At 71.0% G+C, this 13442-nt stretch carries 11 protein-coding genes and 1 pseudogene; 5 read left to right on the plus strand and 7 right to left on the minus strand.

The genetic code is table 11. The features are described 5' to 3' along the window. Nucleotides 1-4 precede the first annotated feature (4 nt). Both ABNT58_RS05725 and ABNT58_RS05730 read left to right on the plus strand, forming a co-directional pair. Entirely contained in the window at nucleotides 5-1591 is a 1587-nt protein-coding gene (locus ABNT58_RS05725) for a glycosyltransferase (protein WP_348752542.1), read from the plus strand. A gap of 61 nt (nucleotides 1592-1652) precedes the next feature. Continuing rightward, nucleotides 1653-1955 carry a hypothetical protein gene (locus ABNT58_RS05730; RefSeq protein WP_348752543.1) on the plus strand — a complete coding sequence of 101 codons (303 nt, stop codon included), beginning with the start codon at nucleotides 1653-1655 and terminating at the stop codon, nucleotides 1953-1955. On the opposite strand, the gene ABNT58_RS05735 is transcribed toward ABNT58_RS05730, so the two are convergent. The 7 genes from ABNT58_RS05735 to ABNT58_RS05765 all read right to left on the minus strand — a co-directional run bounded on the left by ABNT58_RS05735 (nucleotide 1906) and on the right by ABNT58_RS05765 (nucleotide 11138). Further along, complete coding sequence (locus tag ABNT58_RS05735; RefSeq protein ID WP_348752544.1) at nucleotides 1906-3555, minus strand: methyltransferase domain-containing protein; 1650 nt, start codon at nucleotides 3553-3555, stop codon at nucleotides 1906-1908. The two genes, ABNT58_RS05730 and ABNT58_RS05735, sit on opposite strands and share 50 nt — an antisense overlap. A 121-nt stretch (nucleotides 3556-3676) precedes the next feature. Further along, the gene (locus ABNT58_RS05740; protein ID WP_348752545.1) at nucleotides 3677-5023 is read right to left on the minus strand and encodes an adenylosuccinate lyase family protein; all 1347 of its coding nucleotides are present in this window, start codon (nucleotides 5021-5023) and stop codon (nucleotides 3677-3679) included. A gap of 34 nt (nucleotides 5024-5057) precedes the next feature. Next, nucleotides 5058-5873 (minus strand): CoA ester lyase, encoded by an 816-nt coding sequence (locus ABNT58_RS05745; protein ID WP_348752546.1) that lies wholly within the window; start codon nucleotides 5871-5873, stop codon nucleotides 5058-5060. Then, a complete protein-coding gene (locus ABNT58_RS05750; RefSeq protein ID WP_348752547.1) occupies nucleotides 5873-7054 on the minus strand; it encodes a CaiB/BaiF CoA-transferase family protein in 1182 nt (393 codons plus the stop codon). The genes ABNT58_RS05745 and ABNT58_RS05750 overlap by 1 nt, the downstream gene beginning before the upstream one ends. A gap of 18 nt (nucleotides 7055-7072) precedes the next feature. After that, nucleotides 7073-7951, minus strand: a complete 879-nt coding sequence (locus ABNT58_RS05755) for a MaoC family dehydratase N-terminal domain-containing protein (RefSeq protein ID WP_348752548.1) — start codon at nucleotides 7949-7951, stop codon at nucleotides 7073-7075. An 8-nt stretch (nucleotides 7952-7959) separates the two neighbouring features. Further along, nucleotides 7960-9042: a porin gene (locus tag ABNT58_RS05760; RefSeq protein WP_348752549.1), complete on the minus strand. Its 1083-nt coding sequence runs from the start codon at nucleotides 9040-9042 to the stop codon at nucleotides 7960-7962. Nucleotides 9043-9068: 26 nt separating this feature from the next. Continuing rightward, a complete protein-coding gene (locus ABNT58_RS05765) occupies nucleotides 9069-11138 on the minus strand; it encodes a 4-oxalomesaconate tautomerase (protein WP_348752550.1) in 2070 nt (689 codons plus the stop codon). A gap of 194 nt (nucleotides 11139-11332) precedes the next feature. On the opposite strand from ABNT58_RS05765, the gene ABNT58_RS05770 reads away from it, so the two are divergent. The 3 genes and pseudogenes from ABNT58_RS05770 to ABNT58_RS05780 all read left to right on the plus strand — a co-directional run. Then, complete coding sequence (locus ABNT58_RS05770; RefSeq protein WP_348752551.1) at nucleotides 11333-12535, plus strand: flagellar hook-length control protein FliK; 1203 nt, start codon at nucleotides 11333-11335, stop codon at nucleotides 12533-12535. A 90-nt stretch (nucleotides 12536-12625) separates the two neighbouring features. Continuing rightward, complete coding sequence (locus ABNT58_RS05775) at nucleotides 12626-12982, plus strand: hypothetical protein (protein WP_348752552.1); 357 nt, start codon at nucleotides 12626-12628, stop codon at nucleotides 12980-12982. A 170-nt stretch (nucleotides 12983-13152) separates the two neighbouring features. After that, nucleotides 13153-13442, plus strand: a pseudogene (locus ABNT58_RS05780) (hypothetical protein); the annotation flags it as partial.

Below are 13442 nucleotides of genomic sequence, written 5' to 3' on the forward strand. Positions count from 1 at the left end.
CGAATTGACCGGCAAACCGAAGTTCGACCAGCGCCTGCGAGAGGCCCTGGTGGAACTGCTGGAAAACGCCCACAGCCTCGACCTGGTGCAGGCGCTGGCGCCCAAGGAGCGCGAGGCCGTGCTGTCCCATGCCCGCCTGCTGGGCTGGCAGGCGCCGATTGCACTGGTGACGGCGCATGAGGCGGCCGACCTGGTGTGCCGCGGCCATGCGCAGGCCTTCGAGGCGCTGGTCACGCTCACCCAGTTCTGCTACGGCAATGCCACGCTGCCCGACTTCTGCCAGTTGCACGACGCGCTGCGCTCGTCGGTGCTGCATCCCAAGGTCAATGCGGCGGTCGAGACCATGGCCGCCGCTGCGCCGCAAGCCCGGCTGCGCGACCAGGCGCGCGACACCGGCCGCATGGCCTTCGTGGTCAGCAGCCTGATCCGCGGCTCGGGCACCACCTACGTCATCCGCGCGCTGATCCCGGCGCTGGCGGCGATGGGCTGGGAAATGGCCATCTACCCCACCTTGCTGCTCGACGCCACCGACGAAGAAGTGGCGGAAGAACTGCGCGCCGCCGGCGTGACCATCCACCGCCCGCCGGCGGCCAGCGAGAACCCGCTGCCGATCGCGGCCTGGATCGCCGACCACCTGCAGGCGCACCCGGTGGATGCGGTGGTGCACTACGTGTGGCCCAACGACTACGTGAGCAAGCTCGTGGGCAACTGGCGATGCGCACCGGTGCAGGTGTTCGTCAACCACACCTGCGACCAGCCGACCGGCAACTTCGACCTCAAGCTGGGCTACTCCGGCGACTACCGCGGCCACCACCAGGCTGATCGCTACGTCACCATGCCCAACTGCAGCGTGCGCGCCTCGCAGGCCCGCAAGGCGCAGCCGTTCAGCCGCCAGCAGTGGAAGCTGCCGGCCGATGCCTTGCTGCTGGCCACCTTCAGCCGCCTGGCCAAGTGCGTGGACGCGCCTTTCCTGGAAGCGATGTGCAGCGTGCTGCGCGCCAACCCGTCGGTCATCTGGCTGCTGGTGGGCGAACGCGATCCCTCGAGCGAAGTGCAGATCAACGCACACCTCGAACGTGCAGGCGTGCAGTCGCAGGTGGCCTACACCGGCTTCATGTACGACATGGACTATTTCCGCCTGCTCAAGACGGTCGACCTCTACTGCGACACCATCACCTGGATGGGCGGCCAGACGGTGGCCGATGCCGTCGTCTGCGGCCTGGCGGTGGTGTGCTGCGCACCGGCCGCCAGCGCCGCGCTGGCGCCGCATGCCAACAACTCGACCGTGCTGGCCAGTGCGCTGCTGGCGCCCGACTCGCTGGTGGCCCAGGCCGGTGACGCGCAGGACTATGCACGCCTGGCGCAGGCCTACATCGACGACGCGGACCTGCGCGCCCGTGCCGGCCAGCTCAACGCCGCCAGCGTGCAGGGCGACGCCTGGGAGGCCTACGTGCGGCGCTTCGACGAGGAGATCCGCAGCGCCTACCAGCGCAAGAAGGCGGCGCAGTCGCCGGCCGCGCCGTCGGGCGAAGGCCGCTCCGACATCGACACGCTCAAGGCACTGTTCCCCGCGGCGGCGCACGCGTTCTGAGGACAGACACCGGCCGAGGGCCGGCCTTCACTGGATGATGGCCCTCACTCAGCTGGACGCGGTGCCCATCGCCGGCACCCAGGTCCAGGCCAGCGCCAAGACGACCGATGAAGCCGAGGTCACCCAGCCGGAGCTGGGCAAGCCCAAGGGCGGGCGCTACATGCGCAAGTTCGAGGTGCCCGAGGACCAGGCGAACGGGCTCCTGCCGGTGATCCAGGCAGTGGGCGACACCCTCGATGCAGCTGGGGCTGCTTTTGCGCCCAGGTTGCAAGCCATGACCACGACATCGTCCACGCCGGTGGACGATCCGTCCATCACTTCATCAGCGAAGCAAACAGGTCGTCGAGCTTGCTCGCGGTGCTGACCGGCATGGCCACCGGCGCGGCAGGTGCCGGCATAGGCGCAGGCACGGGGGCCGGCCGGGTGGGCAGCGGCTCGTTCGTGGCGGCGGGCGGCGCCGGCAGCGCGCCCAGGTCGTCATCTTCCAGCACCAGCCACTCCCTATCCTCATCCAGCCCGCCGAAGTCCGCCTGCATCGTGCGGGCGATGGTGCGTTCGGCCGGGGTGGTGGGCACCTTGCGCAGGGTCACCTTCATGAAGGCGGCCTGCTCCTTGGCGCAGGGTTGCAGCTGCAGGTCCAGCCAGTGGGCCGAGGCGATGTCGAAGCGGTGCTCGAACCAGCCCAGGTACCAGAACCAGCCGGTGTAGTACTGCCACGACTGCTCGTTCAGCGCCCGCAGGTGGGTCGGGTCCTGCCAGGCGGTGGGCGACTTCTCGTAGGGCACCTCGATCTCGAACTCGCCGCCATCTTTCAGCAGCGCCAGCACGTTGGTCATCAGGCGCGGCAGGTCGGGCACATGCTCGAGCACGTTGTTGGCATACACGCGGTCCAGGCTGCCGGCCTGCAGCTGGATGTCGCCACCGCGGCAGCCGGCCACCTGCAGCGGCAGCTCCACCGGCTGGCCCAGGTCCAGCACCAGGTCGGGCTCGGCCCGCGCCAGGATGTCCACGTTCAGCCAGCCGGGCTTGTAGTCCTTGCCCGAGCCCAGGTTCATCTGCGTCGGCTGCCACGGCGTGGCCGGCCGCGCCTGGCGCCACACCTGGTGGTAGCCGGCTGCAAAGGCCAGCAGGTCGCCATAGGCCTCCTGCGGGTCATGGCGGCGGAAGGCGGCCAGGCGGGCCTGCGCTTCCTCGAAGAAGGCCGGCGTGTTGAAGCGCTGGCGGAAGAAGGTTTCCAGCGACTGGTGTTCATCGAGCCAGAAGACCGACTCTTCGTACGCCGCAGGCGCGCTGGTGCGCGACGTGCGCTCCGAGATCACCGGCGTGCCCAGCGACAGGCACTGGAACACGCGCGCCTGCTCGAAGCGGCTGGCCTCGTAGAAGTGGCAGTTGACCACCGCCTTGGCCTGGCGGATGTACTCGTCGCGCTCGTTCGCGTAGAGCGGATGGTCGAACACCGCCACGGTGGCACCGCAGGCTTCCACCCGTTCCAGGAAGGCCTTGCGGCGCTGGTTGATGCTGCCGAAGAACAGCAGGTCGATCGGCCGTTCTGCCAGCGGCAGCGGCTCCTGGGTCTGCAGGTAAGGCGCGTGCAGGAAAGGCACCAGCGGCACGTCGCCCACGTTCTCGGCATAAGCGGCCACGTTGTCGGCGTCGTAGTCGACCACGGCCGATTGGCGCAGCAGCGCCAGGTAGGCCGGATCGACGGCGGCGCCGCCGTCGCCCAGCTGTTCCAGGTTCACGAAGACGCAGGCATGGCGCTCGGTCCAGTCGGCCGGAAAGCCGAGGTGGGCGCCGAACACGAAGTTGACGGCGTCTTCGCGCAGTCGGTTCTTGCTGATGCTCACCTGCGCGCCGAAGCGTCGGAACTGGTGGCGGAAGTAGCGTGCGTGATCGACGAACGCCAGCGAGTGCACATAGCCGGCAGGCTGCATGATGGCGATGTGGACCGAAGGCAGTTGCATGGCGTGATTCGGTTGATGCGCGAAAGCGCGGGTGCCCAGACTTTAGGCAGCCAGCCCGCCACGCATGACGCGATCAACGCCTGAATCGGCCCGCTTCTCCTGCCGCCACCGCCACCCGGCACTACCGCAGCGAAGCCAGCACCCGATCCACCATCACCCCCGACTGGCCCAGGTAGTTGGCGGGGTCCAGCATGGCCTGCAGGGCCGCGCGGTCCACGTGGGGCGTGATCTCGGGGTGGGCGGCCAGCAGGTCCAGCAGCGGCTTTTTCTCGGCAATCGCCTGGCGGCACAGGTCGTACACCAGGTCGTGGGCGTACTCGCGGCCGATGTAGGGGCCCAGGCCCATCATCACCGCCTCGCTCATCACCAGGCCTTCGGTCAGGTCGACGTTGCGGCGCATCGCGGCGGCGTCCACCTGCAGGCCTTCCAGCACGAAGCGGCTTTGCTTGAGCGCGCCGGCCAGCAGGCAGAAGGCCTCGGGCAGCACGATCCATTCGATTTCCCAGGGGCCGGTGCTGCGCTCATGGTCGGCCACCATCGCGTCCATCAGCGCCGCGGCCTGCTGGCGCAGCACGCTGATGGCGGCATGGATGTAGCAGCTGCTGATGGGGTTGCGCTTTTGCGGCATGGTGCTGCTGCTGCCGCGGCCGTGGTGGTAGGGCTCGTACACCTCGCCCACCTCGGTCTGCATCATCAGCTTGACGTCCATGCTGAGCTTGCCCAGCGTGCCGCCCACCAGCCCCATGAAGGCGCCCACCTCGGCGATGTTGTCGCGGATGGTGTGCCAGGCGATCAGCGGCTGCTTGAGCCCCAGTTCGGCGCACAGGCCGGCCTGGGTCTCCATCGCGCCCTTGTCCAGAGAGGCCAGCGTGCCGGCCGCGCCGGCGAATTCGCCCACCAGCACCCGCTCCTTCAGCTGCGCCAGTCGCTCGCGGTGGCGTTCGATGGCCGACAGCAGCCCGGCCATCTTGTAGCCGAAGGTCACGGGGATGGCCTGCTGCAGGTTGCTGCGGCCGATCATCGGCGTGTCGCGGTGCTCCCGCGCCAGCCTGGCCATCGCGGCCGAGATGGCGGCCAGCTCGCCGTCGATCAGCGCCAGGCCCTCGCGGATCTGCAGCACGGTGGCGGTGTCGGTGATGTCCTGGGTGGTGGCGCCCCAGTGCACGAACTCGCCCAGCTTGTCGCGGCACAGCTGGTTGACCTGCGTGACCACGCCCAGGATGGGGTAGCCGATGCGCTCGGTCTGCTGGCGCAGCCGCGCCATGTCGATCTGATCCAGCGTGCAGTGGCTGACGATCTCGTCGGCCGCCTCCTGCGGGATCAGGCCCAGCCGGGCCTGGACGATGGCCAGCGCGCGCTCGATGTCGAGGTACTTCTGCGTGCGGTTCTCGTCGGACCAGACGTGGCGCATCTCTTCGGTGGAAAAGATGCCCTGGAAGATTTTGGAATCGATGATGGAAGCGGCCATGGGTTGTCTCCTCTTGAAGGTGGATCGGGGCCGGTCAGCGGCCGGCGCGCGCCAGCGTGCGCTGCGCCTGCAGCACCACCGGCCGGTCGACCATGCGGCCATCGAGCCGCGCCGCGCCGGGCGAAGCGGCGTCCGCCGCGATCACGCGGGCGGCCCAGGCCAGGGCCTCGGGGCTGGGTGCCAGCGCGGCATGCAGCGGCGCCACTTGGTCGGGGTGGATGCACAGCTTGGCGCCGAAGCCGCGGCGCAGCGCCCAGGTGGTGTCGGCCTGCAGGCGGGCGGCATCGCCCAGCTGCGGCGTGACGCCGGCCACCGGCGCCGCGCAAGCGGCCAGGCGCGAGGCCAGCACCAGCTGCGCGGCGGCCTGGTCCAGCGGCGCCAGGTCGGCTTCCAGGTCCAGGCCCAGGTCCAGCGCGTAGTCCAGCGTGCCGAACACCAGGCGCTGCACGCCCGGCGCGGCGGCCAGCGACGCCGCCTGCGCCACGCCCAACGCGCTTTCGCACAAGGGCAGCAGCGCCATGTTGGGCAGCTGCGCATGCAGCGCGGCCAGCGTGACGGCGTCTTCGGCCTTGGGCAGCATCAGCGCCGCCAGCGGCAGTGCACGCACCAGGCGCAGGTCTTGTTCATGCTCGGTCGAGCCGACCGCGTTGATGCGCACCGCGATGCGCGCCGCATCGGCCGCCGGCAGGGCCCGCACCGCCTGGGCAATGGCTTGGCGCGCCGTGGCCTTGGCGCTCTCGGCCACGGCGTCTTCCAGGTCGAGCACGACCACATCCGCCCCGCTGGCCAGCGCCTTGCCGAAGCGTGCCGGCCGGTCGCCCGGCACGAACAGGTAGCTGCGCGGCTCCATCAGATGGCTTTCGCTTCGCGCAACGCCGCGATGGCCGCGGCGTCCAGGCCCAGCTCGGCCAGGATGGCGTCGGTGTGCTCGCCCAGCGCGGGCACCGGGTCCATGCGCGGCTCTTCCTGCCAGCTGCCGGGCGGCAGCAAGGCGGGCAGCGCACCGGCCGGTGAGCCCACCTCGCGCCAGCGGCCGCGGGCCTGCAGCTGTGGATGGGCCCACACCTCCTGCATGGTGTTCACGCGGGCATTGGCGATCTGCGCGGCTTCCAGCCGCTGGACCACCTGCGGCGCGGTGAGGTGCGCAAAGGCCTCGACGATGATGGCACGCAGCTCTTCCCGCAGGGCCACGCGCTTCGCATTGCCGGCAAAGCGTTCGTCCTGCGCCAGCGCCGGCTGCTGCAGCACGGTCTGGCAAAAGCTCGCCCACTCGCGCTCGTTCTGCAGGCCGAACAGCACGCTGCCGCCATCGGCCCCGGTCGGGAACGGACCATAAGGGTGGATGGTGGCGTGCGAGGCACCGGTGCGCGGCGGCGGCGGCGCACCATCGAAGGCGTAGTACAGCGGAAAGCTGGTCCACTCGGTCAGCGCTTCCAGCATCGAGATGTCGATGTGCCGGCCGCGCCCGGTACGGCCCCGCTCCAGCAGCGCCGCCAGGATGTTGGAGTAGGCGTACATGCCGGCCGAGATGTCGGCGATGGAGGCGCCGGCCTTGCACGGCTCTTCCGGCGTGCCGGTGACCGAGACGAAGCCCGCCTCGGCCTGGATCAGCAGGTCGTAGGCCTTCTTGTCGCGGTAGGGGCCGTCGCCGCCATAGCCCGAGATGTCGCAGACGATGAGCGAAGGCTTCTGGGCCGACAGCGCCTCGTAACCCAGGCCCAGCCGGGCCGCGGCGCCGGGCGCCAGGTTCTGCACCAGCACGTCGGCGTGTTCCAGCACCAGGCGCTGCAGCACTTCGGCCGCGCCGGGGTGCTTGACGTCCAGCGTCAGGCTTTCCTTGCTGCGGTTGGTCCACACGAAGTGCGAAGCCAGGCCGCGCACCCGCTGGTCGTAGCCGCGCGCAAAGTCGCCCACGCCGGGGCGTTCGATCTTGATCACGCGCGCCCCCAGGTCGGCCAGCTGGCGGGTGGCGAACGGCGCCGCGATGGCGTGTTCCAGCGTGACGACGGTCAGGCCCTTCAAGGGTTGCATCAGGTTCTCCTCAGTGCCTCAGCGCAGCGTGGCCACGGCGTCCATCGTCAGCCAGCCTTCATGGTCCTGGGCCCAGAGCCGCACGGTCTTGCCGTCGGCCGATGGCGCGCCGTTGACGCGGAAGGGATGCAGGTCGAAGGTGGGCCGCACGGCCTTGAAGCGGAAGCCGGCCACCTCGGCCGCGGGCGCCTGGCGGCGCAGCAAGTCCATCAGCAGCGTGGCGATCAGCGGGCCGTGCACGATCAGGCCGGGGTAGCCCTCCACCTCGGTCACGTACTTGCGGTCGTAGTGGATGCGGTGGCCGTTGAAGGTCAGCGCCGAATAGCGGAACAGCAGCACGTCGTCGGGCACGATCTCGCGCTGCCAGGGCGCGCCGGTCTCGGCGGCCTGCGGCGGCGGTGGCACGTCGCCGGGCTGCTGCGCCGCGCGGTAGACGATGTCGTGGTGCTCGACGATGGCCGGCGCGGTCTCGTCGTTGCGACGCACCTCGTGCCGCACGGTGACGAACACCAGCGCACCGGTGCGGCCGTGCTTGACCTGCACGTCCTCGATGGTCGAGGTGCGGGCGATGGCGTCACCCACCCGCAGCGGCGCATGGAACGCAAAGCGCCCGCCCGCCCACATGCGCCGCGGCAGCGGCACCGGTGGCAGAAAACCACCGCGTTTCGCATGGCCGTCGGCACCGATCTCCGACTGGCGATGCCGCGGCAGGAAGTACAGCCAGTGCCACAGCGGCGGCAGCGGCGTGCCGGCGGGCGCATCGGCCGCCGGGTGGTCCAGCGTGGCGGCCAGCGCCAGCACCGGGGTGGCGCCGACCTGGTCGTGCACGGTTTCGCTGCGGCCGATCCAGCCGGCCAGGGTGGAGGCGTCGAGCGCCTCGGTCTCGTGTGGGCTCATCGCTTGCATCAGAAATTGTGGCGCAGGCCCAGCTCGGTGCCGGTGGAGCTGTTGCCGGCCGCCAGACCGCTGGCGCCGCCCGGAATGGCCAGCGCATTGGCGCCGTCGTTGTCGATGCGGGCCACCGTGGCGTACAGCGCGGTGCGCTTGGACAGCGCATGCACATAACCCGCGGCCAGCTGGCGGCTGCCGTTGGCGCCGAGGTTGGTGCGGCCCACACGGCCATCGAAGTCGGCTTTCAGGTACGACAGCTTGACCTCGCCCGCGCCCACCGGCACCCAGGCGCCCAGCATCCAGTTGGTCTGCTTCGCATCGGCCTGGTCGAAGCGGCGCCAGGCCAGCGACACGCGCACCACGCCCGCGTCCCAGCCGCTGCCCACGGTGGCGTCCTTGAACACGCCGCCGGCGTCGGTGCGGTCGTTCTCGCTGCGGGTGTAGGCGCCACCCACATGGAAGCCGCTGCCCGCCCAGCCCGCGCGCAGGCCCACCACCTTGGCCTGGCCCGACGCGGCGGTGCCGCCTTCGCCGGCCGCCACCAGCAGGCCGCCCTCGAAACCGCCCAGGCCCGCGGGCGCGATCCACTGCACCGCATTGCTGGCGCGCACCACGGTGTTGGCCGCGGTGCCGAAGGTGTTGCGGATGGGGCCATTGGGCGTGGCAGAGATGAGGTTGGTGGAGCCGCCCACGCCCACGTAGCTGAACGGGTCGTGCCGGGTCCAGGCCACGTAGCTGGGCACGAAGTCGCGGCCGGCGCGCAGCTCGCCCAGCGTGCGGCTGGCCAGGCTCACGGTGGAGCGGCGGTCCCAGAACTGCGTGCTCTGCACCGCTTCGCCGCTGTCCAGGCGGATGCCGTGCTCCAGGTGGAAGCCGGCCGACAGGCCATCGCCCAGGTCTTCGGTGCCGCGGAAGACCAGTCGGCTGGTGCTGTTGCTGCCGCTGACCAGCGACTTCACGCTGCCGCGGTCTTCGTTGGACACCACGCGCACCGCCGCATCGGCGATGCCGCTGACGGTGACGCTGGACTGGGCCTGTGCGGCGGTGGCGGTGGCCAGGGCGGCGATGGCCAGGGTGATGGGTTGCAGATGCTTCAAGCTTGTCTCCTCGGTGGTGTCGTAGTTCAGTCGGCGGTCAGGCGGGCGCGCTGCACCACGCTCTTCCACTTGTCCAGCTCGGTCTTGACCAGCGCGCCGAAGGCCTCGGGCGTGCTGGTCTCGACATCGGCGCCGTGGTCTTCCAGGCGCTTGACGATCTCGGGATCGGCCAGCACCTGGTTCAGCGCGCGGTTGAGCTTGTCGATCACCGCCTTGGGCGTCTTGGCCGGCGCGAAGAAGCCGTACCACTGCTGCACCTCGACGCCATCGACGCCGGCTTCCTTCAGCGTGGGCACGTCGGGCAGCAGGTGCGAGCGCTTGGGGCCGGCCACCGCCAACGCCTTGAGCTTGCCGGCCTTGACGTGCGGGTAGGCGGTGAACAGGCTGGGGAACATGAACTGCGTCTGCCCGCCGATGGTGTCGCTGACGGCGGGCGCAGCGCCCTTGTAGGGCACGCCCAGCATCTCCACGCCGGCATTGAGCTTGAACAGCTCGGCCGCGAAGTGCGGCGCGGTGCCGTTGCCGGCCGAGGCATAGGTGTAGCTGTCGGGCTTGGCCTTGAGCTGCGCCACCAGGTCCTTGACGTCCTTCACCTTGGTGTTGGCATTGGCCACCATCAAGGTGGGCGAGTAGCCCACCAGGCCGATTGGCTCGAAGTTGGCCACCGGGTCGTAGCGCAGCTTCTGCAGCGCGGGGTTCATCGCATGGGTGGCCACGTAGCCCAGCATCAACGTATGGCCATCGGGCGCGGCGCGGGCCACGAACTCGCTGGCGATGGAGCCGTTGGCGCCGGCCCGGTTGTCGATGATGATGGTCTGGCCCAGCAGCGGCCCCAGCTTCTGCGCGATGGTGCGGGCCATCGCGTCGTTGCCGCCGCCGGCGGCGGTGGGCACCACCACGGTGATGGTCTTGGTGGGGTAGGTCTGCGCCACGGCGGGCACGGCGGCACCGATGAGGGCGGCAGCGGCCAGCGCCGCGGGGGCCAGGATCTTCTTCATGGGTTTGTCTCCTTCTGTGGATGTGGGGAACACGTAGTCAGGCAGCTCCAGCTGGCCCTGCAGGATCTTTCGGGCGGTGCGCACCAGGGCGGCACGGCGGATCACGGCGTCCTGGCCATGGCCTTCCACCGCCACCTCGACCTCGATGCGGCCCTGCGGATGCAGCACCGCGATCTGGCGCACGCCTTCGACGCCCTTGGCGCCACTGGCCACGGTGCCGGGCAGCGCAAACGCGGTGGCCACGCCGATGGCGCCGGTGACCGCATGCGAGGCATGGCAGCGGCGCGGCGTGAAGTAGCGCGAGGTGATGCTGTCGGCGCTGTCGCCGTCGCTGGCGATCACCGGCTTGGGGATCACGCTTTGCGACACGTCGCCCAGGCCCATGGCCTCGCCGGCCGAGCGGCGCAGTTTTTCCAGGCGCAGCAGCAGCGCGGTGTTGGCGTCCAGCTCGGCCGGCGTTTCGCCACCGGCCAGGCCCAGATCGGCAGCCCGCACGATCACCAGCGGCATGGCCGCGTCGATGCAGGTGACCTCCACGCCGTCGATGCGGTCGATGCGCCGGCCGGTGGGAAACAGCGAGCCGGTGACCGCGCCCCAGGCGTCGAGAAAGTTCAGGCGGATGGGCGCTGCGGTGCCGGCCACGCCGTCGATGCGGGTGTCGCCCGCATACACCACGCGGCGGCCGGGCGTCAGCACCGTGACGTCGATGCGCGAGCGGGTGTTGACGTTGAACACACGCACCGTGGTTTCCCCCTCCCGCGCCTGCACCAGCCCCTGCTCGATGGCGAAGGGCGCGACGCCCGACAGCATGTTGCCGCAGTTGGGCCGGGTGTCCACCGAGCGCTGGCCCACGCCCACCTGGGCGAACAAGTAGTCCACGTCGCAGCCCGCCTCGGCCGACTTCGAGACGATGGCCACCTTGCTGGTCAGGGTGCTGCCGCCGCCCACGCCGTCCAGCTGCAGCGGGTCGCTGGCGCCGATGGCGCCGATCAGCACCTCGTCACGTTCCTGCTCGTCGGCCGGCAGCCATTCGCGCAGGAAAAACGGGCCGCGGGACGTGCCGGCCCGCATCAGCACACAAGGGATGGTTCGTTGCATGGCCGTGATGCTCGGCCTTTGCGATCATTCTTTGAATTGCATCTTTCGGATCGATTGATGCAACTGGCGCAATAAAGGCAGCCGGCGCTTAAGGTCCGGCGCCTGCCAGTCGCCTTCTGCTGCCATGAAGCACCCCCACGCCTTTTGATCCACCGGCTGGCCCGCACCGGGCCGGCGCCCCCTGCTGCCCGGCCATGGCCACCCGCATCACCGCCATCTCACCCGTCGCCCGCGTGCCGGCCACCTGGCCCAGCGCCCGCGAAGCCGGGCAGCCTGCGCTGCCGGCGGCCACCCCGCCGGTGACCGCACGGCCGCCCTCGGGCGGCACGCTGGGGGATTCCACGCTGGGCGCTTTGCCCTCGATGCGCCCGGGCCTGCCGCCGGGCCTGCTGGCCGCCGCCATCGACCCCGAAGGCCGCCAGGGCCAGCGCCCCGGCCAGCCCGTCAACCCCGCCAGCAGCGGCGACACCTTGCCTGCGCCTTTGCCCGCCTCGCAAGGGCCTGCCGAGGCGGCGCTGCTGCGCCCCGGCAGCAATCCGGCCGCGCCCCTGGCCGCCGCCTGGCGGGCGCTGGTGCTCAGCGGCCTGCCGCAGGCGCTGGCGCCCGCCGCGGGTGCGCCGGCCAGCCTGGGGCTGGCGCTGGAGCTGGGGCTGGCGGCCGCCGCGCAATCGGCCGACCGCAGCGGGCGGCGCAGCGGACCTGCGGCGCAGACGGCCACACCGGCACCCGCCACCGCCAACACCCCCGCGCCCGCACCGCCGCGCAGCGCGCTCACGCCGGCCTGGTCGGGCGAGCCGGCATTGCCCGCCTGGGCGACTGCCGAATTCCCGTCGCTGTCGCTGCTGCCGCTGGCGGCATCTCAATCGCTGGTGGCGCCGCCGGCCGAGCAGCGCCTGCCCGCGCTGCCCACTCTGGGCGCGGACAAGCTGGGCTTTTTGCTGCACGCCTGGAACGGCCAGCCGGTGGCCATGCGGCTGGTGGAAGCCGAGCCGGAAGAGCCGCCACCGCCGCTGGCCGCGCGCGGGCTGCCGGCCATGCGGCTGGCGCTGGACATGCCCATGCTGGGCCGGCTGGTGGTGCAGCTGCAGCTGGCTTCGGGCGGCGTGTGGCTGGCGATGGCGGCGGAGCAGGAAGCCACCCTGCCCTGCCTGCAGACCGCATTGCCGGCCTTCACCGTGGCGCTGGCGCAGGCCGGGCTGCGCCTGCTGCGCTGGCGGCTGGAGCGCGGCGCCGGCCATGGGGCAGCCTTTGCCACCGCACCGCTGCTGCTGCCACCGGCAGCGGCCACCCTGGCACCCGCCCTCTTCCGCGCCGCGGCCGAGGTGGTGCTGGTGCTGCAACAGCTCGACGCGCTGGTGGCGGCCGAAGGTTGGCCCAGCGCCGACGACGCTGATTAACATCGATTCTCAATTCTCAACAGTATGATGCGCGCTGCCATGCGCATCCTGTCGTCCCGTTCGCGGTCATCCCGTTTCCTGCTGTGGGTCATGTTCCTGAACATGGCCTTCGGCATGGCCGCGCACCAGGCCATGCACCTGCATGCCGGGTCTGCGGACACGCAGCAGGTGCTGGCGATGGAAACGCCGCGCAGCGCAGCCGCCGAGCCGGCGGGCGATGCGCAGCCGCCCACCCCGCAAGAGGCGCCCACACCCGCCGCCGATCACCAGTGCCTGGGCTGCCATGCGCTCAGCCAGCTGGCTGCCGCGGCCGCACCGCCACCGGCGCCCACGCCGGTGCTGCCGGTGGCAGCCCCTCAGGCCACCCCGGCGCCGCCACACGAGGCGGTACTGCCGAGCGCTGGCCGCTGGCGCTTCGCTTCGCGCGATCCACCCGCCCGCGGCTGATCGCCCGCCTCTTCAGCCCTCTTCAGCGCCCGCACCTCCGCCGCTCGCAGACACCAGCCCCTCGGGCGGCTGGCCTTCGCGTGGCTGCGTCAGTGCGCACCCGTCCTCTTCCTGTCCATCGATCCGCCCGGGCCATGAGCGCCGCGGGCGGGTCCTGTTGATTGCGCCCCATGCCCCGCTTGACCTCCGCCGGCCATCGCCGGCCTGCCCTTCGTTCCCTGGCCGCCTTCCCCAGCCTGCCGCACCCCCTGGTGCTGGCGCTGGCCGGCATCGCCGCCCCCGCCCTGGCCCAGACCCCCAGCGAACCCGCCCAGGCGGTGGAAGTGGTCGGCCGCACCCAGTCCGGCGCCTACCACGCGGCCGAAGCCGCCGGCGCCAAGACCGAGCTGCCGCTGCGCGAGCTGCCGCAGTCGGTGCGCGTGGTCACCCGCCAGGCCATCGACGACCTGGGCGCCACCAA

It is taken from the genome of uncultured Aquincola sp., assembly GCF_964001545.1.
Lineage (GTDB): Bacteria > Pseudomonadota > Gammaproteobacteria > Burkholderiales > Burkholderiaceae_C > Aquincola.